Origin of the sequence: Caproicibacter sp. BJN0012, assembly GCF_035986805.1 — a bacterium.
Classification (GTDB): domain Bacteria; phylum Bacillota; class Clostridia; order Oscillospirales; family Acutalibacteraceae; genus Caproicibacter.
On sequence record NZ_CP142518.1, the window covers coordinates 2,993,208 to 3,015,968 of the forward strand.

Consider the following 22,761-nt stretch of genomic DNA (forward strand, 5'->3'; position numbering starts at 1 on the left):
GGGCTTTTATTGGTCGAAAGGGCATAGCGCTTATCCTTTCTGATAAATAGAAGGTTCGATATATCGCAGCGGAATCACATCCCGCTGAACGGTTTCCGAGTGGCCGATCAGCAAATATCCGCCGGGTTTCAAGCTTTCATAGAATTTCCGAATCAGATTGTTTTTGGTTTCCTGATCAAAATAGATCATGACGTTCCTGCAGAAGATCAAATCAAACGGCTGATGAAACGGAAACGGATCCATCAGGTTCAGGCTACGGAAAATAACCTCTTTCTTAATCTCTTCGCTCAGAACATAGGCCTGCCCCTCCCGGACGCGAAAGTACCTTGTCCGCCACCCGTCCGGAAGGTTCCGGAGGGACTCCGCGGAATAAACCCCCTGCCGTGCCGCCTCCAGCACCCTTGTGGAGATATCGGTGGCCAGAATCCGGTAGTCCCAGCCGGAACACGGTCCGAACCACTCCCGCATCACCATGACCGCCGTGTAGGCCTCCTCCCCTGTGGAACACCCCGCGCTCCAGACCCGCAGGCATCTGTCCGGCCGGTTGTCCGTCAGTTCAGGAAGAATGACATCTTTCAAAAATTCAAAATGCCGCGGTTCCCGCATAAAGTAAGTGTGGTTGGTCGTCAGGCGGTTCATCATGGTATTCAATTCGTCCGGACTGCTGCGGATGAGACTGAAATACTCCGTAAAGCTGGAGATGTTTTTTTCGGCAAGTACAGAAAAAAGGCGCGCCTCAATCAGGAGGCGCTTTTTCCCGAGGTTAATGCCGAAGTTTGTGCGGATAAAGCTCACAAGCTCCTGAAATTCCCCGTCGGTTAAATGGATCATTCGGCCTCCCATATTTTCCGTTTCAGCTGGCATTGTACAGGTTCTGCACATTTAAGATCAGGCTGATGCTGCCGTCCCCGAGGATCGCACAGCCGTCGATCCCGTTTTTCTTGATTTTGAACTGATTCAGGTAAGCAGGGAGAGGCTTGACGACCACCTGCTGCTCGCCGAGCAGCGCGTCCGCGAAAATGCAGAAGGAGTTGTCGTGGGTGCCCACCAGGATCATGATTCCGCCGCCGATATCCTCTACCTCCGTATCGAGGTGATAGGCCTTGTGAAGGCGGACGACCGGATAATAGCGTTCGCGCACCATGATGATCTCATGCATGTCGGTATCGTACATAATGTTCTCGTCCCTCGCTTTGAAGGACTGAAGAATATTCTTGATCGGAATCGTGAACATCGTGTCCCCGACGGAGATTTTCATGCCGTTGACAATCGCAAGGGTAAGCGGTATTTTGAAAATGACCCTGGTCCCCTCTCCCTGCTTGCTTTCCACCGTAACTTCCCCGCCGATTTTCTCCACGTTCTCCTTGACGACATCCATGCCGACGCCGCGCCCGGAAAACTCCGTCACCACGTCGTTGGTGGAAAATCCCGGCATCAGGATAAACTGGTTCACCTCATGGTCCGTGTAATCGTCGGCCGGTTTGGTCAGCAATCCCTTTTTATTGGCTTTGTCGAGCACCGCCTTACGGTCGATGCCCGCGCCGTCGTCGGAAACCGTGATCAGGATCTCGCCTCCTGTGTTTTGCGCAGAAAGCGTGATGGTCCCCATTTTGGGCTTCGAGGTTTTCGCCCTTTCCTTTTTTGATTCGATTCCGTGGTCCATCCCGTTGCGGACCAGGTGCATAATAGGATCCGCAATGCTGTCCACAATGGTCTTGTCGACCTCGGTTTCTTCGCCGATCAGGACGAGCTGGACCTCCTTGTCAAGCTTTTTGCTCATGTCGCGAACAATCCGATTCATCTTCTGGAAAACGGTGGAAACGGGAACCATCCGGATGGACATGACAATTTCCTGCAGTTCATCGGTCAGCTTGCGCAGCTGCCGCGATGATTTTGTAAAGTTGTTGTCCAGCCCTGCCTGCTGAAGCGCCGGTGTTGAGGTAACCATCGATTCCATAATCACGATTTCCCCCATCAGGTCCATCAGGCTGTCCAGCTTGGAGAGATTGACGTTGATGAGGCTTTGCTTGACCGGCGAATGGGTCTGCTGGGCCGCTTTTTGCGGCTGGAGGCCGGCGGCGGACTGCCCTGCGGACTGCCGCTTTTTCAGCGCTTCGCCCAGGATGGAATAGGTTTTCGTATAAGTAAATGCCTCAACGGCCGGAATCGCCTGGTCGCGCGCCTTTGGCTCACGGAAAAACAGGTAGAAGCCGTCTTTCTGGATTTGGGAAGCGGTGGTCTTGTCCGTTTCGATCTCACGGGGCTGGTAATCGAATTCGTCGCAGGAGTCCTGCAGGCTGTTGACCAGCATAAACGCTCGCAGATTTTCCATCTGCGCATCCTCGTCGAAAAAGATTCGGATGGCAAACGGAAATCCTTTTTCGGACTCCTCTTCCAACAGCCCGGCTTCCAGGCCGGAAACGGCCGCGGCGTCCTTCCGGGCGGCTTCCTGCGCCGCGCCCTGGTCCGCCTCGGCTGCGGGAACCGCCGCATCGGCGGAAATCTTTTTGAGGAAACCGTTAATTTCCTGCTCCAACGTGCCGATATTGTTTGTGAGCGGCTGTCCCTCCTGGACTTTCTTCACTTCCGCCTTGAGAAAATCCCCCGATCGGAACATCAGGTCGAACAGGCCTTCCAGGTCTTTTTCGCCGATTCCCTTTTCCCTGACGAAAGCAAAAAGGTCTTCCATCTTGTGGGAGATGACCGCCAGGCTGTTGAACTGCATCATGGCGGATGAACCTTTAATGGTGTGCATGATCCGAAAAATTTCGTTGATGCTGTCCTGATCCAGATTTTTGTTCTTTTCACTTTCTATCAGAATATCGTCCAGATGCTCCAGCAGATCAGTCGTTTCAAACAAATAGACGTCCAACATGGATTCGTTTCCGCTTTCCATATATGTCTCTCTCCCATCCTATTAATGAAAACTGGGTTTCCGGAATCCGGATGATAGGTTTCACCGATTCCTTATTTATTACATTTATTGCTTTTTATTATATCGACCATTTTCTAATAAAATTAACAGAATTTCTCCTGATTTTATGAAAGAGGTGCTTTTATGCCGGAAAACCTGCGTATCACCGCTCCGGTCCCAAACAGCGACGGAATTCTGAAGCCGAATCCGTCCGCTCAGTCGTCTCCGGTCGAGCCCATGGAACCGGCCAGAGTGAATCGGCCCAACGCGCAGGATCAAAATACCGATTCGGCGTCCCTGAACCTGTTGCTTGGCAAAAACTCCGTATTCGGAAAATTCATTCAGCAGCTCAGGCAGACGCCGGCGCTTTCAGAAACACTCGGCAAGCTGCTCTTCACCGCCGTGCGCAAAATGGAGGCCTCCCCGTCCTCTCTGCCGGAAAGCTCCGTTTTGAGGGAGCTGGCGTCCGGTCTGACGGCAGAACAGGAGGACCTGGTGAAAAGCCTGATCTCCCAGCAGAAGGGCAGCAGCCTGTTCTCCGGGCCGCTTTTTCAACTGCTGGGCCGCATTTCGGAACAGGCCGGGGACCCGCAGCTGGACCTGAGGGTCGCCTCGTTTCTGAAAGCTTTCGACGGTTTTTTCTCCGTGAAGGATACGACCGCGGCGATCGCTTCAAACCTTGACAGGATCGGCCGGCAGATTCCGGCCGGCGACGCGAAGCAGCTCGCGCTTCTCGCTGAAAAGCTCAACACGGCGGATCCGGAAAGACTGCTGGGCAGCAACCTGAATCTTTTGAAAAAAGAAATACTTCCGTTTCTGTCCGCATATGTTTCAAAGAGCAGCGATTACGGCGAAATGCGGGAAACGATCTCCCTTCTCCTGCAGAACGCCTCGATTCTGAATATAAGCTCCCGTGAAAATCTGGAGGCTCAGTACCGGCGGCTGGTTTCTTATTGTGACCGCCGCGTCGGGGAACCGATGCTCCGGCTGATGCGCTCCTTCTACGAAGAGGCGGTCAGCCCGGAGCGCGGAAAGACCGAAAATCATTTTTTTCGGTCCCTGGTTTCCCTGCTTTCCCAAGGCGGAGGGTCGGACGCGCCGGAAACCGACAAAGCGGTCTATGCGGATATCAGCCGGTCCCTGCTTCTGGACAACAGCGTCTATATGCCGTTCACTCACATTCTTCTGCCGGCGGTCGTCCAGGGCAGATTTCTGTTCGCCCAGATCTGGATCGAAAAAAAAGGCAGCCGGGAAGAGGAACGCGCTCCCGCCGGCAAGACTGCGGAACCGATCCGCCTGTACCTGACATTCACCATTCAGGATCTGGGATATTTCGAGGCGAGGGTTGAGCTGACAGGCAAGAAGGTCGACCTGGCCCTCTCCTGCCCGGAAAAACTGCTTGCAAAGAGAGGACCCATCGCGTCTTCTCTGGGGCAAATCCTTGTAAAAAACGGCCTTGCATCCGGGGACATCCGTCTGTCCTGCTGTGAAAAGCCCGAAGTCCCGGATCTGATTGTCCGGAAGATAATGGAAAGGAAGCGGACGGTCGATGTCACCATTTGAAAAGCTTCAGAAAGCGGCCGCTCTGAAATATGACGAAAACTCGGACGGCGCTCCCATCGTGGTCGCGTCCGGAATGGGCGATACCGCCAGGCAGATCGTAAGCCTTGCGGAAAAGAACGGCGTGCCGGTATTCCGCGACGATTCCCTCGCGACGCTTCTGTCCCGGCTGGACGCGGGCGTCCAGATTCCTCCGGAGCTGTACCGCGCCGTCGTCGATATCTATATCTATTTTCTCGGCTTTCACGCCGATTCCGCCGGCAACGTGGCGGAGCAGCCTGAAATGGAACAGGAAAAAAGCTAGGCCGACAAAATTCTGATAAGTTTTTGTCTTTGCGCTAACATTTCAGTCCAATAGGACGATAATAGATAATGGGAAACTGAAAGCGTATTTGACAAAAAGCGAATAAGGTGAGGAAACATGAAAAAGACAAAAAAGAGCGCAAAAGGCACGTTCTCCGTCATGGAGAACATCCCTTCGGAAAAGCATCTGACCTTCTTCATCGACCGGCAGCTCTATGCCCTGCCGACTTCCCAGGTTGTTGAAATCATCCGGCTGCAGCCCATCACCCTGATGCCGAACCTTCCCGACTACGTGAAGGGCGTCATCAATCTGAGGGGAAAGATTGTCCCTCTCATCGATATGAGGCTCAAATTTTCAAAGGAATCCATTCCATACGACAACTTGACCAGCATCGTCATTGTGGAGAACGGCGACATGACGGCCGGCCTGATCGTCGATTCGGTCAAGGATGTCAGGGATATTGCAAAAAGCCAGATTTTCGACGCGCCGAAGTACAAGAAAAGCGTCGGTGACCGGTATGTCGCCGCCATCGCGTCTTTGGGAAAAGAATCCGCCATGGTCCTGGATATCGCGCGCGTCCTTTCGGAGCGCGGCGCCGATTCCGCGCCGGCGCGCCATTCTGCGGATCAGATGCTGAAAACCGCAGCCGAATAAATCCGGTTCAGAGAGCAATGCAAGACAAAGTTGGGGGGCTTACCATCGAATGCTGCCAATTCCTGAGGACTACCTCCGGTCGCCATGTGAAGTCAAGGCCATGGACAACAAGCCGATCCTGACAGGCTATCTTGGCTGGATAGGGGAAGACGGGATCCAAATCGTAAACAAGGCGGAACCGCTTCCCATCGTCCACTGCAATACCACTGTCAGAATCAGCGTATTCAGCACCGCGCTGGGATTCCGCGTTCTGGTCGGGAAAGTATACCTTTCGTCGCCGGAATTTATCCGGATTTCGGACGTGCAAAGTTTGGCAGACTATGAAAAAAGAAATTTTTTCCGCGTCAGGGTTGATATTGAAACAGAGGCCTTCCCTGAAAACGAGGAAGGCGAAATTCGGAAGGGCAGTGAGGCCATCGCGGTCAGCATCAAAGATCTCAGCCTGAGCGGTCTTTATTTTTTCAGTTCCAGGAAACTGGAGGTCGGCGACCGGCTGTCCGTCAGGCTGAGCCTTTACGATTCGGCCGTCTTCCTCAGCTGCAGAGTTGTGCGCAGGCTCCTGCTGGAGCGGGCGCAGGAGGATGGGTACGGATGTGAGTTCCTGAACAACTCCGGCCCCAAGGGCGATCTTTTATGCAAATATCTTTTCGATTGCCAGCGGGAACAGATCCGCACGATGAAGGAACGGCAGCTGTGAGCGACCCGGAACCGAACCACGCGGGCCAGCGTCCCTGAAGAATCATAATTTACTCTACGAGGTGAATCATATGCAAAACAACTTGGCGGAAGAGGGAATTGGCCAAGACAGCGAACAGGCCGCCCTGATGACCAAATATCTCACTTTCTGGACGGACGGCGAACTGTTCGGCCTTCCGATTTCGGATGTCGTGCAGATTATCAGCATGCAGGGAATCACGCCGCTTCCGGATTTTCCGGACTACGCAAAGGGCGTCATCAACCTGCGCGGGAATATCATACCGGTCATCGATATCCGCGTGCGTTTCGGCAAGCCCGAAGCCGAATACAATGAAAACACCTGCATTATCGTGACCAGCATCGAGGATTCCTACATGGGCTTCATCGTGGATGCGGTCGACGAGGTCACCGATCTTGATGAAGACAGCATCTCTCCGCCGCCGAAGGTTTCCAAGGATATCACCAACCGTTATCTGACGGGAATCGGACAAATCGAAGAGAAGGTCATTCTTCTTCTGGACGTCGCAAAGATTCTTTCGGAAAACGAACTGACGGAAGTACATGAAACCGCCGCTCAGAACAAAAGCGCCGAAGCAGCGGACAAGCATCCGGAAACCCCGGTTGTAGATCTGCGGGCTGCTGCGGTGAAAAAAAACGAAGGAGAGTAATCGGAGTATGCATCCATATCTTAATTTGAAGATCCGTGGAAAATTGATTCTGAACATCACCGTTATTTCCCTGCTATTTGTTATCCCTTATGTAGTCTGTCTCATCATGATTTCGGCGAACAAGGGAAATCCGGATGCTTTGTTGAGCGCCGTAAGGACCATGACCCCGATTATGGTCGCCGCTTTCGTCGTGATCTGGCTGATCGGCATTTATATGGTCGCGAGGTTTTCCAGACATATGGCCGGCGCGATCGATGAAATTTCCAGAGTCTCCAAGGAGATTTCCGAAGGCAAGCTGGACGTTAAAGTGAGTTACGAATCAAATGCCGAACTGGGCCGGCTGGCCAAATCCGTCAATGAGCTTTCCGAGAAGCTGACCACGGCCGTCAGGGAGATCATTTCCCTTCTGGATAAGATGGCAGAAGGGGATCTGACGGCGGAATCCCACGTTGTGTGGGAGGGAGACTGGGCGCGGATTAACAATTCGATGAAAAATATTTTTCAATCCCTGAATTCAATTTTCTCAAAGGTCCAAAGCGCGTCGGATCAGACTTCCAGCGGCTCCGAACAGGTGGCAAGCGGCTCCCAGGCTCTGGCGCAGGGTGCAACGGAACAGGCAAGTTCGATCGAACAGCTGTCCGCGACGATCCTCGAAGTCTCCGGCCATGTGAAAAAGAATGCCGCGAACGCCGCGGAAGCAAACCGCTCTTCCAGCGAAGAAGAGCAGAAGCTGAAAGACGCCAGCGCCAAAATGGATGAAATGCTGAAAGCCATGGGAGAAATCAGCGAAACTTCCAAGCAGATCGGCAATATTATCAAAACGATTGACGACATCGCTTTTCAGACGAATATTCTCGCTTTGAACGCGGCTGTGGAAGCGGCCCGGGCGGGCGCCGCCGGCAAGGGCTTTGCCGTCGTCGCGGATGAAGTCCGGAACCTTGCCAGCAAAAGCGCGGAAGCGGCGAAAGATACAACCAGCCTGATCGAGAACGCCGTAAAGTCGGTCAATAACGGCACAAAGGTGGCCGACGTCACGGAAAAGACCCTTCAGGAAGTCATTCAGTCCGCGAACCGCACCAACGAGCTGGTCAACGAGATCGCAAACGCCTCCAACCAGCAGGCGACGTCCATCGGCCAGATCACACAGGGCATTCAGCAAATTTCCGCCGTCGTGCAAACGAACTCCGCGACAGCGGAGCAGAGCGCCGCCGCAAGCGAGGAGCTGGCCGCCCAGGCGAAAGAGCTGAAACGCACTGTATCCGGCGTCAAGCTGCGTGACGACGACGCGCGGGCACAGAAGAAGGGTCCTGAGAAAAAGCCGGCGGCAGTCCCCGTAAAAGAACAGCTGGAAGCCAGCGGCAGACCCTCGGAAAAACAAAGCGGGGAAAAACGCAAGGCGCAGCCGCAGCGTCCGGCCGCCGTGCCTGTGCATGCCCAGGCCGCGGGCGATGACAAATACGTCTGATATTTAACGCACAGATCGTCAGGGACGTCCTCAAAAACCGAGGGCGTCCCTCTTTTTCATCCGCCGGCAGGAAACGTCACGGCCCGCTTTTGTGCGTATAAATCCCAAAAGACCGAACTTTCTCATAAATATTTCACCCGGCGTGCCGATATATGTTACAGATCGGATTTTATTGACAAATTCTACCGGTCACAGGAGGAATCCCCATGAGTTCATCCAGTTCAGCTACTTCTTCGGCAAATCTTCAGACTTCATCAATCTACCGTCTGACCGGTACAAACCTGTACTCGGGGCTGGATACGGACAGCATTATCAAGGCTCTTGTATCCAATACGCAGAGCAGGATTGACAAACAGCAGCAGTTGGAACAAATCGCCGAGTGGAAAAGGGATTTATACCGCGATGTAACTTCCTCCATGCAGGATTTTGAAAACACCTATTTTTCCTATACCAGCGATACCAACCTGTTGAGTTCGACATTTTTTAAAACCTCCGGCATCAGCAGTTCTTCCAGCGTGGTCAGCGCGACGGGCAACGCCGGCAATGCGGACAGCCTTGTGATCAACAGCATTTCGCAAATCGCCTCCAAGGCTTCCTACAATTCCACCCAGCAGGTGTCGGACGAGGCGATCACCTCCGGTGAAATTTACGACAGCTGGACGCAGTCTGCCGTCGGCGGCAAGTCGCTCATTGTCAATTATAACGGCACTGATTATACCCTGACCATGAGCAGTTCGGTCAAGCTGGATTCCGAGAACATGTCCGCGACGGATGCGGACGGTTACAACGTTGAATTAAAGAAGATTGTGGACGGACTGAACAGCCAGATCAGCCAAAACAGTTCGCTGAACGGAAAAGTCAGCTTTTCACTGAATCAGGACAACAGCATCGTGCTTTCAGCCGCGAATTCTGCCGATACGGTCGGCGTCTCGGCCTATAAGACAAGCAGCGACACGACCAGCGGCCCGGCATTCCTGAGCGCTCTGGGCCTCACGGAAGGAAGCGGAACGGGATCGGTTTCCGGCTCCGCGATCGACACGGACCCCGCCACAAGCAGCCTTTTCAATAAAACCGTATCCTCCTCGTCCTACCTGAAATTCACCATCGGCAGCGACGAATACACGGTCAAGATGGGGACCGATATAACCATATTGGGTGCTACGGACGGCGGATATGCCTCCGCCATCGCGACCCAGCTCCAAAAACAGATCGACGCGAATTCCGACCTCAAGAGCAAAATAAGCGTGACGGCCGACACCGGCACCGGGAAAATCACTTTCACCTCCCTGGACGGCAGCGACCTTTCCGTCAGCGGAGGGTCGCAGAACCTGCTGCAGGGGCTCGGGATCAATACGTCCGACACCGGCACCAGCGTCCAGACCTCAGGGGTGGACGCGTCCGCCCTCTTCCAATCCTATTTCGGCGATGCGCTGGCTGGCAGCACCATGACGTTCAGCCTGGACGGCGTTTCAAAAACCGTCACGTTCGACGCCACCGAGGAAGCGGAATACTCCACCGTCGGCGACTCCAGCAGCGGTCTGATCCATTACCTGCAGGGCAAACTGACAAATTTATTCGGCACGGATTCGTCCACCGGGGATCCGAAAATTCAGGTTGCCGCGACCGGCGAAGGCGGGATCCAGTTCACGACAGACGACAGCACTTCCGTGCTTTCCGTCACTTCCTCCGACAGTTCCAATGTTCTGAACCAATACGGAGCGCTGCGGATTTCCTACGGGGAAACCAATCGCGTGGAGACCAGCAAGACGCTGAGTGAGCTTGCCGGCGAATTGAAACAGACCCTGACGGCCGGTGACGACGGCCAGTACACGATTTCCATCAACGGCAAGACGCTTTCCTTCGACGGGGACACGACGCTTTCCAAAGTGATCTCCCAGATAAACGACGACGAGGATATGGGCGTGACCGTCGCTTATTCCCAGACGACTAATTCCTTCCGCATCACGGCGGACGACAGCGGTTCCCAGAGCGAAATCGAATTCAGCGACGTCAGCGGAAATCTCGCTTCCGCTCTGTTCGGCACTTATGATTCGGATCATCTGACCGCCGGCAAGGATCTGAAAATGAACGTCACCATCAATGGAACTACAACGGATATTGTCCGCTCTTCCAACACAACGACCCTGGATGGAATCAACCTGACCGTTACCGGCACCACCGACGAAGCCGTCACGCTTTCCTCGGAGAGCAACGTGGACGATCTCGCGGATAAAATCGTCGATTTCATCAATGATTACAACAAAATCATCGACAAAGTAAATACCCTTACCTCGCAGATGCCGAATACGGATGAGGATTATGTGCCCCTTACCGACGCGCAAAAAGAAGACATGACGGACGACGAAATCGACAAATGGAATACGGAAGCCAAAAAGGGCCTGCTGCAGAATGATTCCGCGCTGAACGGAATTCTGAACGACCTGCGCGAGGCCATGACGAATGTTGTGAGTTCCGCCGGACTGTCGCTGAACCAGCTGGGAATTTCGACGCAGGCCTACGATTACACCTCCGGCGGCCAGCTGGTCGTGGATACGGATACCCTCAAGGAAAAGCTTCAAAGCGACCCGGATACCGTAATAAAGTTTTTCACGGACGAGGACGGCGTTTCGTCACGGGTGAAAGACGTGCTGGACAAATATGTCGGCACATTCGGCGGCGACGGAGTCCTTCTGCAGCTTGCCGGCACAAGTTCCGACGCGAACGATACCAGCCAGCTGACGACGCAGATCAAACAGTACAAAAGCACCATCTCGGACCTCAAAGACCAACTGCAGACGGAAGAGGACCGGTATTGGACAAAATTCACCGCAATGGAGCAGTCGCTCAGCATACTGACCTCGCAAAGCGACTACCTGACCTCTATGTTCAGCAGCGACTCCTGATCCCGGCAGCGATTAAGAAAACAGAAGGGGAAAACTGAAATGGCGGACAACAACAATTTGATCATGCAGTATCAGGAGCAGTCGATTCTCACCATGTCGCGGGGCGAGCTTCTGGTCAAATTATATGACGAACTGCTGAAAAGCCTGAGATATGCTTCCATTCTTTTCGGCCAGGAACAAATGGAAGGCGCGAAGAAATACACTGCAAAAGCAAAGGACATCGTCAATTACCTCTTTGCCATTCTGGACGACCGATACAGCATCTCCGCGAGTCTGAAACAGATTTATTCCCGTATACTCGGACAGATCATCAAGGCCAATGTCTCCGGGGATCCGGCCGTCCTGAACGAAGTCATCTCAGCCGTGCAGGAACTGAGAACCGCCTGGGCCACGGCGGAAAAAGCAACCCGAATGCAAAACGGCGCAGGTGGAAAACAGCAGGCCGCCCTGTAAGGGCGGCCCCTTTCACAGGAGGTGTAAATACCGTGGCAATCTCGGAAGAACTGCAGGCCTGTCTGGACCAAAAACAGGTTCTCTTAACCCGCCTGCTGAACCTGTCCCGTCAGATTGAAACCCAGTGTTCCCGTGAAAAACCGGAAGATCCTTCCGCTTTGATCCGGCAGCGCCAGGTTTACATTGACCGGCTGAAAAAATGCGCGGACCGGATCGGTCTTTTGCTGGCAAAGCTCCCTCACGAGGAACGCGAGCGAACGGATTCGATTCTTTCCGCCCGATTGCCGAAGGCGCAGTGCAGCGCCGGGGAAGCGTCTGCCATGGAGCGGGAAGCGCAATGCCGCTCCCTGCTGAGGGAACTCTCCGCTTCCGACGCGGAGAGCAGGAGGCAAATGAAAAAGGAGTGCGACCGGCTTCAAAAGCTGGTCAACAACTCCCGCGGCAAGGGGAAAAAAGATTCCCTTTTTTCAAATTTTAAAACTTAAAGTCTCTTTTCTCCTTTTGCGAAGGATTTCACGACCACCATGCCCGTGTCCGTGTAAAAATAAACGGTGCGCCCATAGTTCAGCCCCGTATCCTCCGCCTGAATGCGGATTCCAAGATCCGCGAGCGTCTTTTTCACCGCGGCGATGTTTCTCGCTCCAATGCTGCCGAACGCGCTGTCGTCCGCGACTTCAAACATCTTGGCTCCGCCCGCGATCTTTGCCTGCATCCTGGCGCGCAGGCATCCCATTGCCTCCATGTCCCCGACCATCACCGGCAGACAGGAATCCGCGTAGCGGTTGATTTGGTCCCCGGCGTTATTCTCCGGCCGGCAGGGCAGCATAATATGGGCAAGTCCTCCGATTTTTAAAGCCGCATCATAGAGACAGATGCCAATACATGACCCCAGCGCGTAGGTGACCAGCGCGCCGGGGTTTTGTGTTATTTTCACGTCCGAAATGCCTACCGTGATCAATTCGCTCATAGCTGAATCCCCAGACTGCTCATTAGTTTATTCAGTGAGGCAATGTCCGGGATCAGCATCATATTCGCTGAAATCGTCTTGCTTGCGCTGAGAAAGTCATCCTCGATAAAAATGATTTTATCGGACACGGAACCCATTTCCGCGGCGGGAACCGTGAGCAGGGCTCCGGCCATGTCTGCCGTGACGGCCGGCACGGAAATTTTAATTTCAAGGTTGGAAAGAGACGCGATCGAAGCCGCATAGGCGCCGATCATGATGTTGCCGATTTCCGAAAGCGCGGAATACTCCATGTCGGAAAGGGACGCGCAGTCCGCCCCGCTTTCGCCAAGCAGGGTCTCCAGCAAAGACTGCGTGAATTCCTGCTCGATGACAAACATCATAAGGCCGTGAATATCTCCGTTCAGCTCCACCAGAATCGCCACGACCGGCGTTTCCGGCCCGCCAAGCGCGCGGTCCGCCTCGCTGATATCCAGAATGCGCACAACGGGCGTCACCATGTCCACTTCGCGGTTCAGCATCTGCGAAAGGGAGGTCGCCGCGTTTCCCGCTCCAATGTTGCCGATTTCCTTTAAGACATCAATATGCATCTCATTTAGCTGGCTCAAATTTTCTATTGCCATAGGCACGCCTCGCTTTCAGGATCATGTGCGGTCAACAGGCTGTATCGGCGAGCTGACAATATGTTCGTGATCCGCATAGAATTTTGTCGCGCTGTAATCGGAAGAAAGGGTCTCGGTAAAACTGCCGATCGTCATCCTTGTTCCCGCATAGGCGATGCGCAGCGCAGCGACTTTGAAATCCAAAATTGCCAGGCCGCTCTGGTCCGCCGTCCCCATCGCGCTGATTTTCGTCTTCAGGTAATCGATTCTGGATTCCGCCAGTTCTTTTTGAGAATTGGCGCTTTTCAGTAATTTTTTGGCTTTCAGGGAAAGCGGATCTTTCTGGAGAAACAGGGCGATCGTCTCCGCCTGGGAACACAGGGTCTGAAGATTCTTCTCCTCCTCCGAGAGCTCCGCTTTGACGGAATCCAGGCTTTCCTCTTCTCTGCCTGTAAGCAGGCCGTCCAGCACGCCGGACACAATGAGGACCTCCGTGCGGGCGCCCCCGCTGCCGATCGTGTTGGCGGTAATGGAGCGTCCCGCCTGATAGCGCCCCCCGGCCAGAAGGCCTTTCCTGCCGCGGGCCATAATTGAATTTCCCGCCTTGACCATGCTGTTAAAAATGACGTCGGCCCGCAGATCGCCGGCACATTCAACCGTTGCGTTCTCAATGTACTGGGCGGAAACACTTCCCTTGGCAATCAATTTTCCCCGGCTCATCCCGTTCATTCCGCAGGATATGGCGATATTCCCGCCGGCCTCCAGCATGGCTCCTTCCACCATGCCGCGGACATTGATATCCATTCCGGCTTTGATGGAAAAGCCTTCCAGGACATCTCCCTGAACGATGACGGTCCCGAGAAAATCGATATTCCCGGAAGAGCTGTCCACATCACCGCGCACAACAAACACTTCACTGATGCTGAGGTTCGCGTTCTTATATTCGATACAGCCGTCCGAGTCCGCGGTCAGAGTCAGCCCGTCCTCCGAAACTGCCGTATTCTTTCCCTGGGGAAAGCTCGGAATTTTCCCGCGCCGGTATTCCACCGGATTGTTATAGACATCGATTCCGTTTTCCCCGGGTTCGGGGGGAAGGATCCTGCACAGCACATCGCCCTTTTTCACATTCTGCACGATTCCAAGATTGCGGTAATCCACCGTGCCGTCTTCGCGCTCCTCCGGCATGAAATTCTGCTCCCTCTGGAACAGATACTCCAGTTTGCCGTCCTTTTCGTCCACCGGAGAAAGACCCCTGGCACAGACAAGGTCGAGAAAATATTTTTTGTTTTCACAATAATCGCGGATGACGCTTTCCAGCACGCCGTAAACGATTCCGTTTTCCTTTAAAAACGCCACGATTTCCTCAAAGGAAACCGACTGGCCATGAAAGGCCGTTTTAACCCTGATGGTTGCTTCCAGCCGGTCCGACGACACGCTCAGCTGTATTTCCGGTTTTTTCAATTCTTCCTTCTGATCTGATTCCGCCATCCGATTCCCCTTATCGTCCGGTGCATTCAATTTTTACTCCCCCTCCTGCATGAAAAACATTCATCGCAGACTGTTGACCGTCTGCGTGGTATTGTCCGAAATAGAAAGGATATTCGCATTAAAGGAAAACGCCTTCTGTGAATTGATCAGCGCCGTCATCTCATCCGCCAGATTCACCGCCGAATCCTCAATGCTTCCCTGAATCGCCTGAACATTGGAATCTATCGCCAAACCGGAAGCTGCGGTCTCCTCCAGATAATTGTCCCCCGACTTTTTAAGCCCGCCGCAGTTCCGAAAGGAATAAACGCCTACGCTCTGCTTCTCGTTTTCGTCCTTCACCGAAATCGCGTTCCCGGACTGGTCCAGCACAAGCCCCCCATGCGAATCCGAGAGGAAAAAGCCGCCGTCGGAGTTTTTCGAGAGCTGGAAGCCACCGTTGCGCGTGAAACGGACGAGGCCATCCGAACATCTCACTGCGAAAAACGCATTCTCAGCGGGAAGCGCGTAATCAAGCGGACGGTTGGTCCGCTCAACGCTTCCCTGACCGAAAACCGTGTCCGTTTTGTCGGCGCGGTCCCCATGGCCGACCTTCAGGCTGTTTTCCGTCTCCGGCCCGTGCACGCCCGTGTAAACCAGGTCTGCAAATGAAACTTTGTCCGGCTTAAACCCCTGCGTCGACGCATTCGCGATGTTATTGGAAGTCACATCCATCTTCTGCTGCTGCGCGATGGCGCCGGCGGCAGCCGTGTAAAAGGATGTCATCATAACGTTCCCCTCCCCTCCTTAAAGTTTTGAAATATCCACCGCCTGATCCAGCACGGTATCATACATCTTCAGCGCCTGCGAGCAGGTCTGGAGCTCACGCTGGGAGGAAAGGGCGTTTGTCATCTCCTCCGCCATGTCCACATTGGAGCCTTCCAGCGATTTCCATAAAATGTTCGGATCTGTGACCGGAACGGCGGAAGCACCCTGGAACATCCCCTCCCCCACCGTTCTCAGCGCGGCGTTGTCCGGAAAGCGGTAGACGGCCAGACTGCCTGCGGAGCGGCCTTCCGCAGTCAGATTGCCCTGCCCGTCCGACGAAAGGTCGTCCGTTCCGGGACGGATCGGTCCGCCGTCGGTGCCCAGCACTCTGCCCTGCCCCTTGAGGACCAGATAGCCGTCTTCATCCAGATTGAAGCTTCCGTTTCTCGTGTAAACGGTCCCGCCGTCTCCCTGGACGGCAAAAAAGCCGTCGCCATTGATGGCAAAATCCAGCTTTCTGTCCGTCTGCGAGACGGTCCCTCCGGAAAAATCGGTCACGGCTTCGTCCGCGGTGTTCATCAGCGAAGCCGTGCCGACGGGCGTTCTCTGCCCATCGACCCTCTCAATGACCATGCTGCCGAATGTTTTCGGCATGACCCGGGACTTTTTAAATCCGTTGGTGTCGGTGTTCGCCACATTGTTGCTGATTGTATTCAGGACCCTGCTCTGTGTCAGGATGCCGGAACCCAGCATATAGAACCCTCTGACCATATCGAGTCTTTCCTCCTTTCACTGTTTCAGATAACTTTCCAGGCTTCTTTTCAGCTTTCTCAGCGCGCTGGAATGGATCTGCGACACGCGTGATTCGCTGATCCCCATCACGTGGGAGATTTCCTTGATTTTCAGCTGTTCCTTATAATAAAGGGAAATGACGATTCTCTCCTTTTCCTCCAGCAGGTCGATGTCGCGCTGGAGCATGCTGCTCAGTTCCTTTTCCGCGACGGTCTGTTCCGGGCCGTCGGAAGAATCAGCGCCGCGCAGCGCAAGGCTCTCCACTCCCTTTTCATAAACCAATTCCTCAAAGGAAAGCATGTTCATCGAGCAGGTTTCCGCCAGCATTTTTTCGTACTCCGAAAGGCTGATCTTCATGTAGTCCGCGGTTTCCTGTTCCGTCGGGCTGCGGCCGAACCGCTGGTTCAGGACTTCGTCCGCCTCGTTCAGCGCCTTTGCCATCTTTTTCAGCCTGCGCGGAAAACAGTCCTGGCGCCGTATGTAATCAATCATCGCGCCCCGGATCTTGATGGATGCAAAAGTCTCAAATTTAACATTTTTCAAAAGATCGAATTTAGACACGGCGTCCATCAGCGCAATCAGGCCCTCGCTTATTATATCGTCCAGATAATTAAAATACTGATAGTGCCCTACAATTTTTATCGCGATACACCGCACAAGGTAACTGTACTGACAGATCAGCTCATTGCGCGTTTCGACGTCCCCGGTTCTGTTGTACCGGGCCCAGAGCTCGCGGACCGGCAGCTCCCGCTCCCTGATCCCGTAATCTTTCGTCATACAGCCCCTCTCCCTTCCGCAATCTGTCTATCAGTCCAGCGTCACGTTGGCGACCGCCTGAATCTGCACGTTGTTGTCAAGTTCGTTAAAGGAAAGCACCACGGCACGCGGATAAAACTGCTGCAGCAGTTTGCTGAAATAGATCCGCACCACCGGGGAAGTGAGGATCACCGGGGTGGCAACCACGTCCTTCACCTTGGAAACGCAGTCGGTCAGCTTCATAATGATCTTCTGGGTCGTCTGCGGGTCCAGCGACAGGTAAGTCCCGTGCTCGTTTTTGCTGATGGAACCCACGATCGCTTTTTCCACCTCGCTGTCCAGCGTGATCACCCGGATCTGACCGCCGTCCGCCCACTTGCGCGTGATGGTCCTGCGCAGCGCCTGCCGCACATATTCCGTCATCATATCCGGGTCGCGCGCCGCGGCGGCGTTGTTGGAAATCGTCTCCAGAATCGTTTCCATGTCCCGGATGGGAACGCCTTCCTTCAGCAGGGAGCAAAGCACTTTCTGAAGGTTGCTCTGTGTCATCACATTCGGCACCACGTCGGAGACAAGGGAGGCGTCGTAGCCCTTGACGCTCTCGAGAAGCTGCCCCACTTCCTGCCGGGAGAGCAGCTCGTCCGCGTGGCGGCGCACGGTTTCCGAAAGATGGGTAATGACGACCGAAAGCGGGTCGATGACGGTGTACCCGTAAATCTCCGCCATATCCTTTTTGTCCGGGGTGATCCACTTGCTTGGGATGCCGTAAGCCGGCTCGATGGTGTCGATGCCGTCGATCTCACCCGTCAGGTTGCCCGGGTCCAGCGCCAGGTAATAGTCCATCAGGATTTCTCCGCGGGCGACTTCCTCTCCTCTGATCTTAATGACATACTGGTTCGGGTTGAGAAGCCCGTTGTCACGCAGGCGGATGGAAGGAACAACCATGCCCATATCCACCGCGAACTGTTTGCGGAACGTCACCAGCCGCTCGATGAAGCTGCTGCCGCTCGATTCATCCACCAGCGGGATCAGGCTGTAGCCAAACTCCATTTCGACCGCGTCCAGAGGAAGCAGGCTGTAAATATGGTCGATATTTTTGTAGTAGGAGGTCTCGTCGTCCTGGGGCGCGGCGGCGCCGGCGCTCTCCCCCTGTTCGACCACCGCTGACTGCTCCAGTTTTCTGCGCAGCATCAGGCCGGAACCGATCAAAAAGGCGGAAAGCAGCACAAGCTGGACATGGGGCATGCTGGGAATCAGGTTCAGGGCAAACACGCCGCACCCGGCCAGCAGGATCACCATCGGCTGCGAGGAGAACTGGCGGGAAACGTCCTCCCCCAGCGTGGAGCTGGAAGCCGCGCGGGTCACGATCATGCCCGTCGCCGTGGAGATCAGCAGCGCGGGCACCTGCGAAACCAGGCCGTCGCCGACCGTGGCGATGGAGTAGATATTCAGCACCTCGCCGAACGACTGCCCGCCCTGCACCATGCCGACAATCAGCCCGCCGATGAAGTTGATGAACGTGATGACGATGGACATGATCGCGTCGCCCTTGACGAATTTGCTCGCGCCGTCCATGGAGCCGTAGAATTCCGCTTCGCGCTGGACATCATCGCGGCGCTGGCGGGCCGTCTGCTCATCGATCAACCCGGAGTTCAGGTCCGCGTCGATCGCCATCTGCTTGCCGGGCATCGCGTCCAGGCGGAACCGCGCCGCCACTTCGGAAACCCGTTCCGCGCCCTTGGTGATAACCAGGAACTGCACGAGGACGATAATCAGAAACACGACAAAGCCGACGACGATATTGCCCTGCAGGACAAACGTGCCGAACGTCTTGATCACCTGGCCGGCCGAACCGGAATTGGACAGGATCAGCCGCGTGGAGGAAATGTTCAGCGCAAGCCGAAACAGCGTGGTGATCAGAAGGATGGACGGGAAAACGGAAAAGTCCAGCGCGCTTCTGATGTACATGGTCAGGAGCAGGATCACCAGCGATAAGGAGATATTGAGGATGAACATCATGTCCAGCAGGGGAGCCGGAAGCGGAATAATGATGAGCGCGATAATGAAAATGACAAAAAGCGATACGACGTGGTTGAGCAGTTTCATCTTTCCTCTCCTTCCTGCTTCAGGCGGTAGACCCATGCCATGACCTCGGCCATCGCCTGATAAAATTCCTGCGGGATCTGAGCGTTGACCTCGACCGCCGCGTAGAGGGCATGCGCGAGCGGCCTGTCCTCTTTCATCGGAATGTGGTGCTGCTGCGCGATCTCAATGATTTTCAGGGCCAGATAGTCCTGTCCTTTGGCCACCACGACGGGCGCGCCGTCCTCCTCCGCGCGATACCGGAGCGCTACGGCGACATGCGTCGGATTCCGGACGATCACGTCTGCCTGAGGCACCTGCTGCATCATGCGCCGCCCTGAGATTTTGCGCTGTACCTGGCGGATTCTCCCCTTCGTTTCAGGGTTTCCCTCCAGTTCCTTGTACTCTTCCTTCAATTCCTGCTTTGTCATGCGGATATTGCGCTCAAAGTCCCACCACTGAAAAAAGTAGTCTGCCGCGGCAATCGCGATGAACACGAGCGTCATCTGGATGACCATATCCATGATGTCGTTCAGTATTCCAACCGCCGATTCCAGCAGGTCGCTGCCCATCATCGCGATGCAGCCCGCACAGATCTTCCTCATCTGCAGGTACATGACGTATCCGATCGCGGCCGTCTTGGCGATCGATTTCAGCAGTTCCGCAACCGATCGGATCGAAAACAGGCGCTTGAATCCTTCGATGGGGTTGATGTTGGAAAATTTGAATTTGATTTTTTCGCCGGAAAATTTGAATCTGGTCTGCATGCCTGTCGCCAATACGGCCGCGAGCAAGGACGAGAACAGAACGGGAGAGGACACGAGCAGAATCGCAACCCAGGCGTCCCGAAGAACATCCATGGCCCCCGACTGCGTCAGGGAGCTTTTGGTGGCGGCATAGGAAAGATACGTGACGATGAAATTGGACAGATAGCGGTAAAGATAAGGGAAGGCGATGCGGAGCATGACAAAGACCGCCAGAATGGAAAGGGAACTGACTACGTCGGCGCTTTGAAAGAGATTGCCCTTCTTCCGTTCGTCCTCCCGCTTTTTCGGCGTCGCTTTTTCCGTTTTGTTTTCCGACGAAGCCCCCGGCACCGCAATCCCCCCCTTCCACTAAGCCAGCGCGGCGTACAGACCGCTGATCCGGTCAAACATCAGGGTCGTCAGCCGCTCGAGAAACGAAGCGTAAGGCGGGACAAGGATGAGCATCACAAGAAAACCGATTAAAATCTTGAGCTGGATCTGGACGGTGAAGACATCAATCTGGGGCACCGCGCGCATCATCAGGCCGGTGCCGATCTCCCCGAGCAGCTGCACCGCCACCATCGGCAGCGACAGCTTCACCGCATAAACCAGCATTTGCCCCAAAAGAGCGGCAAGGCCGCCGAACAGGCTCGCTTTCAGCTGGAGCCCGTCGCCGTAGGGAACAACGGCGCCTAGCCTGACGAATACCTGAATCAGAGTGAGGTGCGCATTGGTGGCGAAAAACATCAGAAGATACATCGCATTGAGCAGCGAGGCGGAAAGCGGCATGGAAACGTCGCTCTGGGGGTCGTAAATTTTCGACATGGAAATGCCCACCTGCATATCCGACATTTCTCCGCCCATCACGATGACCGAAAGAAACAGCTGAATGATATAGCCGATCATAAAGCCGACCAGAAGCTCCTTCAGCCCGGAGACAAAAAGGACGAGAAAGGAGTGGATCTGAAGCGAGCGGTCCGGCGTCAGGCGGTAAGTAAACAGGGAAAGCATCAGCGTCAGCCCGATCTTGACTAGATTCGGCAGGTTGCGCCTGCCAAGGATCGGGTTAAAGAAAACGCAGCCCGTCATGCGCAGGAAGATCAGCATGAGAAGTGTGTAATTGTAATCCAGTTTCATATCCGCCCCGTTTTCAGTTCAGGGAAACAATCAGGCCAAAGATATACTGCATAAAATCGTTCATGACCTGCATGATCCACGGCCCCAGCAGGACCAAGACGGCGGCGATGGTGAACAGCTTCGGGACAAAGGCCACCGTCTGTTCATGGATCTGAGTCGCCGCCTGGAGGATGGATATGACAAGGCCGACCAACATGCTTGCAATCAGAATCGGGCTGGCGATTTTGAGGATGACCAGCATGGCGGCATGCATGATCTCCATGACTTTTGAAACGGTCATCTTTGAGCCTCCTTCAACCGCCTACAGGTGGAAACCTGAGGCCAGTGTTTTAAACAGCAGATCCCATCCGTCCACCAGAACAAACAGCAGCAGCTTGAACGGAAGGGATATCGTCGCCGGCGGGAGCATGATCATGCCCATGGACATCAGAGTGCTGGAGACGATCATGTCGATGATCATGAACGGGATGTAAAGGAGAAAGCCGATGATAAACGCCCGCTTGAGTTCGCTGGTCATAAATGCCGGGATCACCAGGGTGATCGGCATCTGCTCCGCGGGGGTCTTGCTGTCCTGCTTTGCAAGGTTGACAAACAGGTTCAGGTCTTCCTTTTTGGTGTTTTTCAGCATGAATTCCTTGAGCGGCACGCTCGCCTTCTGAAGGAACTCCTCCTGCGTGATCTTTTCCTCCTTGTACGGCTGATAGGCGTCCGTGTTGATTTTGGTCACGACCGGGGACATGATGAACAGAGTCAGGAAAAGGGAAATGCCGATCACCACCTGGTTCGGCGGCGTCTGCTGCAGCCCGAGAGCGTTGCGCAGAAAAGAGAGAACGATCACAATGCGCGTGAAACAGGTCGTCATAATCAGGATGGACGGCAGGAGCGCGAGGAGGGTGAGCATCTCAATGATTTCCAGGGTATTCGCGCCGTTCCCGTTAATATTGACGTCCACCGCGGCGGCCGAGGCCCTCATGGGCAGAAACACGGCTGCAAGAAAAAAAACTCCCGTCAAAAGCAACGCCTTTTTTGCGATTCTGCACCGGAGCGGCTTTTTTTCTTCAGTGCTTGTCAAGCTTATGTTTTTTACCATGGCCAGTCAAATCCAATCTGCCCTTCAGCGCGGCGTTCAGAGCATCCACAAAACTCCGCCCGTTCCCGGGTTCGGAAGAACGAAGCTCCATTTCGTCGATTTCCTTCAAAATTTCAACCCTGTCGGATGAAAACCCGATGAGATAGCAGCGGCCGCAGATCCGCGCGATGGCAAGCCCCTTGTCCTGGGCCAGCGCAACACGCTCCAGAATGCGGATGTTGGCCGTGTTCGCCGCGCTGTTCGCCTTTTTTGCCACAAACCGGCTGAGAAGGAAACACAGGTACAGGATGGCGGCAATTGCAACCAGCGCAAAAAGCAGCGGGAGAAGATCCGATGCATAGCTCATGCTCAGCCTCATTCAAATTCCTCCGCGGCTTTTCAGCCCAGGATACCCTTTACGGTTTTCATGATGCGGTCCGCCTTGAACGGCTTGACGATAAAATCCTTTGCACCCTGTTTGAGCGCGTCGACCACCATCGCCTCCTGCCCCATGGCGGAGCACATGATGATGTTGGCGTCCGGGTCCTGCGCCCTAATTTCCTTCAGCGCCTGCAGCCCGTCCATCACGGGCATCGTGATGTCCATGATGACCAGATCCGGCTTTTCGGCGGCGTAGTTCGTAACGGCAATCTGTCCGTTATTCGCTTCGATAATGTCGGTATAGCCGTTTTTTGACAGGGTGTCTTTAATCATCATCCTCATAAAAGCAGCGTCATCCACCAGCATGATTTTCTTTTCCATCG

At 54.5% G+C, this 22,761-nt stretch carries 24 protein-coding genes; 9 read left to right on the plus strand and 15 right to left on the minus strand.

Annotation, left to right across the window (positions count from 1 at the left end; genetic code table 11):
• Positions 1 to 30 precede the first annotated feature (30 nt).
• Together VA597_RS14660 and VA597_RS14665 are read right to left on the minus strand one after the other, a co-directional pair.
• Positions 31 to 831, minus strand: coding sequence for a CheR family methyltransferase (locus VA597_RS14660; protein WP_128743670.1), 801 nt, complete (start codon positions 829 to 831; stop codon positions 31 to 33).
• A 22-nt stretch (positions 832 to 853) separates the two neighbouring features.
• Positions 854 to 2,896, minus strand: a complete 2,043-nt coding sequence (locus tag VA597_RS14665; protein ID WP_326974799.1) for a chemotaxis protein CheA — start codon at positions 2,894 to 2,896, stop codon at positions 854 to 856.
• A gap of 162 nt (positions 2,897 to 3,058) precedes the next feature.
• Between VA597_RS14665 and VA597_RS14670 the strand changes: the two genes are divergently transcribed.
• The 9 genes from VA597_RS14670 to VA597_RS14710 all read left to right on the plus strand — a co-directional run bounded on the left by VA597_RS14670 (position 3,059) and on the right by VA597_RS14710 (position 12,102).
• Positions 3,059 to 4,477, plus strand: coding sequence for a hypothetical protein (locus tag VA597_RS14670; protein WP_326974800.1), 1,419 nt, complete (start codon positions 3,059 to 3,061; stop codon positions 4,475 to 4,477).
• A complete protein-coding gene (locus VA597_RS14675) occupies positions 4,464 to 4,778 on the plus strand; it encodes an EscU/YscU/HrcU family type III secretion system export apparatus switch protein (RefSeq protein ID WP_326974801.1) in 315 nt (104 codons plus the stop codon). Before VA597_RS14670 ends, VA597_RS14675 begins: the two co-directional genes overlap by 14 nt.
• Positions 4,779 to 4,895: 117 nt before the next feature.
• Positions 4,896 to 5,432: a chemotaxis protein CheW gene (locus tag VA597_RS14680; protein WP_128743674.1), complete on the plus strand. Its 537-nt coding sequence runs from the start codon at positions 4,896 to 4,898 to the stop codon at positions 5,430 to 5,432.
• 49 nt (positions 5,433 to 5,481) lie between these two features.
• The gene (locus VA597_RS14685) at positions 5,482 to 6,129 is read left to right on the plus strand and encodes a PilZ domain-containing protein (protein WP_128743675.1); all 648 of its coding nucleotides are present in this window, start codon (positions 5,482 to 5,484) and stop codon (positions 6,127 to 6,129) included.
• A gap of 70 nt (positions 6,130 to 6,199) precedes the next feature.
• Positions 6,200 to 6,796, plus strand: a complete 597-nt coding sequence (locus tag VA597_RS14690) for a chemotaxis protein CheW (protein ID WP_243112536.1) — start codon at positions 6,200 to 6,202, stop codon at positions 6,794 to 6,796.
• A 7-nt stretch (positions 6,797 to 6,803) separates the two neighbouring features.
• A complete protein-coding gene (locus VA597_RS14695) occupies positions 6,804 to 8,261 on the plus strand; it encodes a methyl-accepting chemotaxis protein (protein ID WP_128743676.1) in 1,458 nt (485 codons plus the stop codon).
• Between the two features lie 206 nt (positions 8,262 to 8,467).
• Positions 8,468 to 11,164, plus strand: a complete 2,697-nt coding sequence (gene fliD, locus VA597_RS14700; protein ID WP_128743677.1) for a flagellar filament capping protein FliD — start codon at positions 8,468 to 8,470, stop codon at positions 11,162 to 11,164.
• Between the two features lie 39 nt (positions 11,165 to 11,203).
• Positions 11,204 to 11,617: a flagellar export chaperone FliS gene (gene fliS / locus VA597_RS14705; protein ID WP_128743678.1), complete on the plus strand. Its 414-nt coding sequence runs from the start codon at positions 11,204 to 11,206 to the stop codon at positions 11,615 to 11,617.
• 32 nt (positions 11,618 to 11,649) lie between these two features.
• Positions 11,650 to 12,102 carry a hypothetical protein gene (locus tag VA597_RS14710; RefSeq protein ID WP_128743679.1) on the plus strand — a complete coding sequence of 151 codons (453 nt, stop codon included), beginning with the start codon at positions 11,650 to 11,652 and terminating at the stop codon, positions 12,100 to 12,102.
• Here VA597_RS14710 and VA597_RS14715 read toward each other — a convergent pair.
• The 13 genes from VA597_RS14715 to VA597_RS14775 form a co-directional block, all read right to left on the minus strand.
• Positions 12,099 to 12,584, minus strand: coding sequence for a chemotaxis protein CheD (locus VA597_RS14715; RefSeq protein ID WP_128743680.1), 486 nt, complete (start codon positions 12,582 to 12,584; stop codon positions 12,099 to 12,101). The genes VA597_RS14710 and VA597_RS14715 overlap by 4 nt on opposite strands.
• The gene (locus VA597_RS14720; RefSeq protein ID WP_243112537.1) at positions 12,581 to 13,204 is read right to left on the minus strand and encodes a chemotaxis protein CheC; all 624 of its coding nucleotides are present in this window, start codon (positions 13,202 to 13,204) and stop codon (positions 12,581 to 12,583) included. The genes VA597_RS14715 and VA597_RS14720 overlap by 4 nt, the downstream gene beginning before the upstream one ends.
• Before the next feature lie 21 nt (positions 13,205 to 13,225).
• On the minus strand, positions 13,226 to 14,701 hold the full coding sequence (locus VA597_RS14725) for a DUF342 domain-containing protein (protein ID WP_326974802.1): 1,476 nt from the start codon (positions 14,699 to 14,701) through the stop codon (positions 13,226 to 13,228).
• A gap of 30 nt (positions 14,702 to 14,731) precedes the next feature.
• Positions 14,732 to 15,436 (minus strand): flagellar hook-basal body protein, encoded by a 705-nt coding sequence (locus VA597_RS14730; protein WP_128743682.1) that lies wholly within the window; start codon positions 15,434 to 15,436, stop codon positions 14,732 to 14,734.
• 18 nt (positions 15,437 to 15,454) lie between these two features.
• On the minus strand, positions 15,455 to 16,186 hold the full coding sequence (locus tag VA597_RS14735; protein ID WP_128743683.1) for a flagellar hook-basal body protein: 732 nt from the start codon (positions 16,184 to 16,186) through the stop codon (positions 15,455 to 15,457).
• An 18-nt stretch (positions 16,187 to 16,204) separates the two neighbouring features.
• Positions 16,205 to 16,984 carry a sigma-70 family RNA polymerase sigma factor gene (locus VA597_RS14740; RefSeq protein WP_128743684.1) on the minus strand — a complete coding sequence of 260 codons (780 nt, stop codon included), beginning with the start codon at positions 16,982 to 16,984 and terminating at the stop codon, positions 16,205 to 16,207.
• A 30-nt stretch (positions 16,985 to 17,014) separates the two neighbouring features.
• Complete coding sequence (gene flhA, locus VA597_RS14745; RefSeq protein ID WP_128743685.1) at positions 17,015 to 19,069, minus strand: flagellar biosynthesis protein FlhA; 2,055 nt, start codon at positions 19,067 to 19,069, stop codon at positions 17,015 to 17,017.
• The gene (flhB, locus tag VA597_RS14750) at positions 19,066 to 20,142 is read right to left on the minus strand and encodes a flagellar biosynthesis protein FlhB (protein WP_128743686.1); all 1,077 of its coding nucleotides are present in this window, start codon (positions 20,140 to 20,142) and stop codon (positions 19,066 to 19,068) included. The genes flhA and flhB overlap by 4 nt, the downstream gene beginning before the upstream one ends.
• An 18-nt stretch (positions 20,143 to 20,160) precedes the next feature.
• Complete coding sequence (locus tag VA597_RS14755; RefSeq protein WP_128743687.1) at positions 20,161 to 20,928, minus strand: flagellar biosynthetic protein FliR; 768 nt, start codon at positions 20,926 to 20,928, stop codon at positions 20,161 to 20,163.
• 13 nt (positions 20,929 to 20,941) lie between these two features.
• A complete protein-coding gene (fliQ, locus tag VA597_RS14760) occupies positions 20,942 to 21,208 on the minus strand; it encodes a flagellar biosynthesis protein FliQ (RefSeq protein ID WP_128743688.1) in 267 nt (88 codons plus the stop codon).
• Between the two features lie 21 nt (positions 21,209 to 21,229).
• Positions 21,230 to 21,901, minus strand: a complete 672-nt coding sequence (gene fliP, locus VA597_RS14765; protein ID WP_305764112.1) for a flagellar type III secretion system pore protein FliP — start codon at positions 21,899 to 21,901, stop codon at positions 21,230 to 21,232.
• Positions 21,902 to 21,986: 85 nt separating this feature from the next.
• Positions 21,987 to 22,376 (minus strand): FliO/MopB family protein, encoded by a 390-nt coding sequence (locus tag VA597_RS14770; RefSeq protein ID WP_243112538.1) that lies wholly within the window; start codon positions 22,374 to 22,376, stop codon positions 21,987 to 21,989.
• 20 nt (positions 22,377 to 22,396) lie between these two features.
• Complete coding sequence (locus VA597_RS14775; protein WP_128743690.1) at positions 22,397 to 22,759, minus strand: response regulator; 363 nt, start codon at positions 22,757 to 22,759, stop codon at positions 22,397 to 22,399.
• Positions 22,760 to 22,761 lie beyond the last annotated feature (2 nt).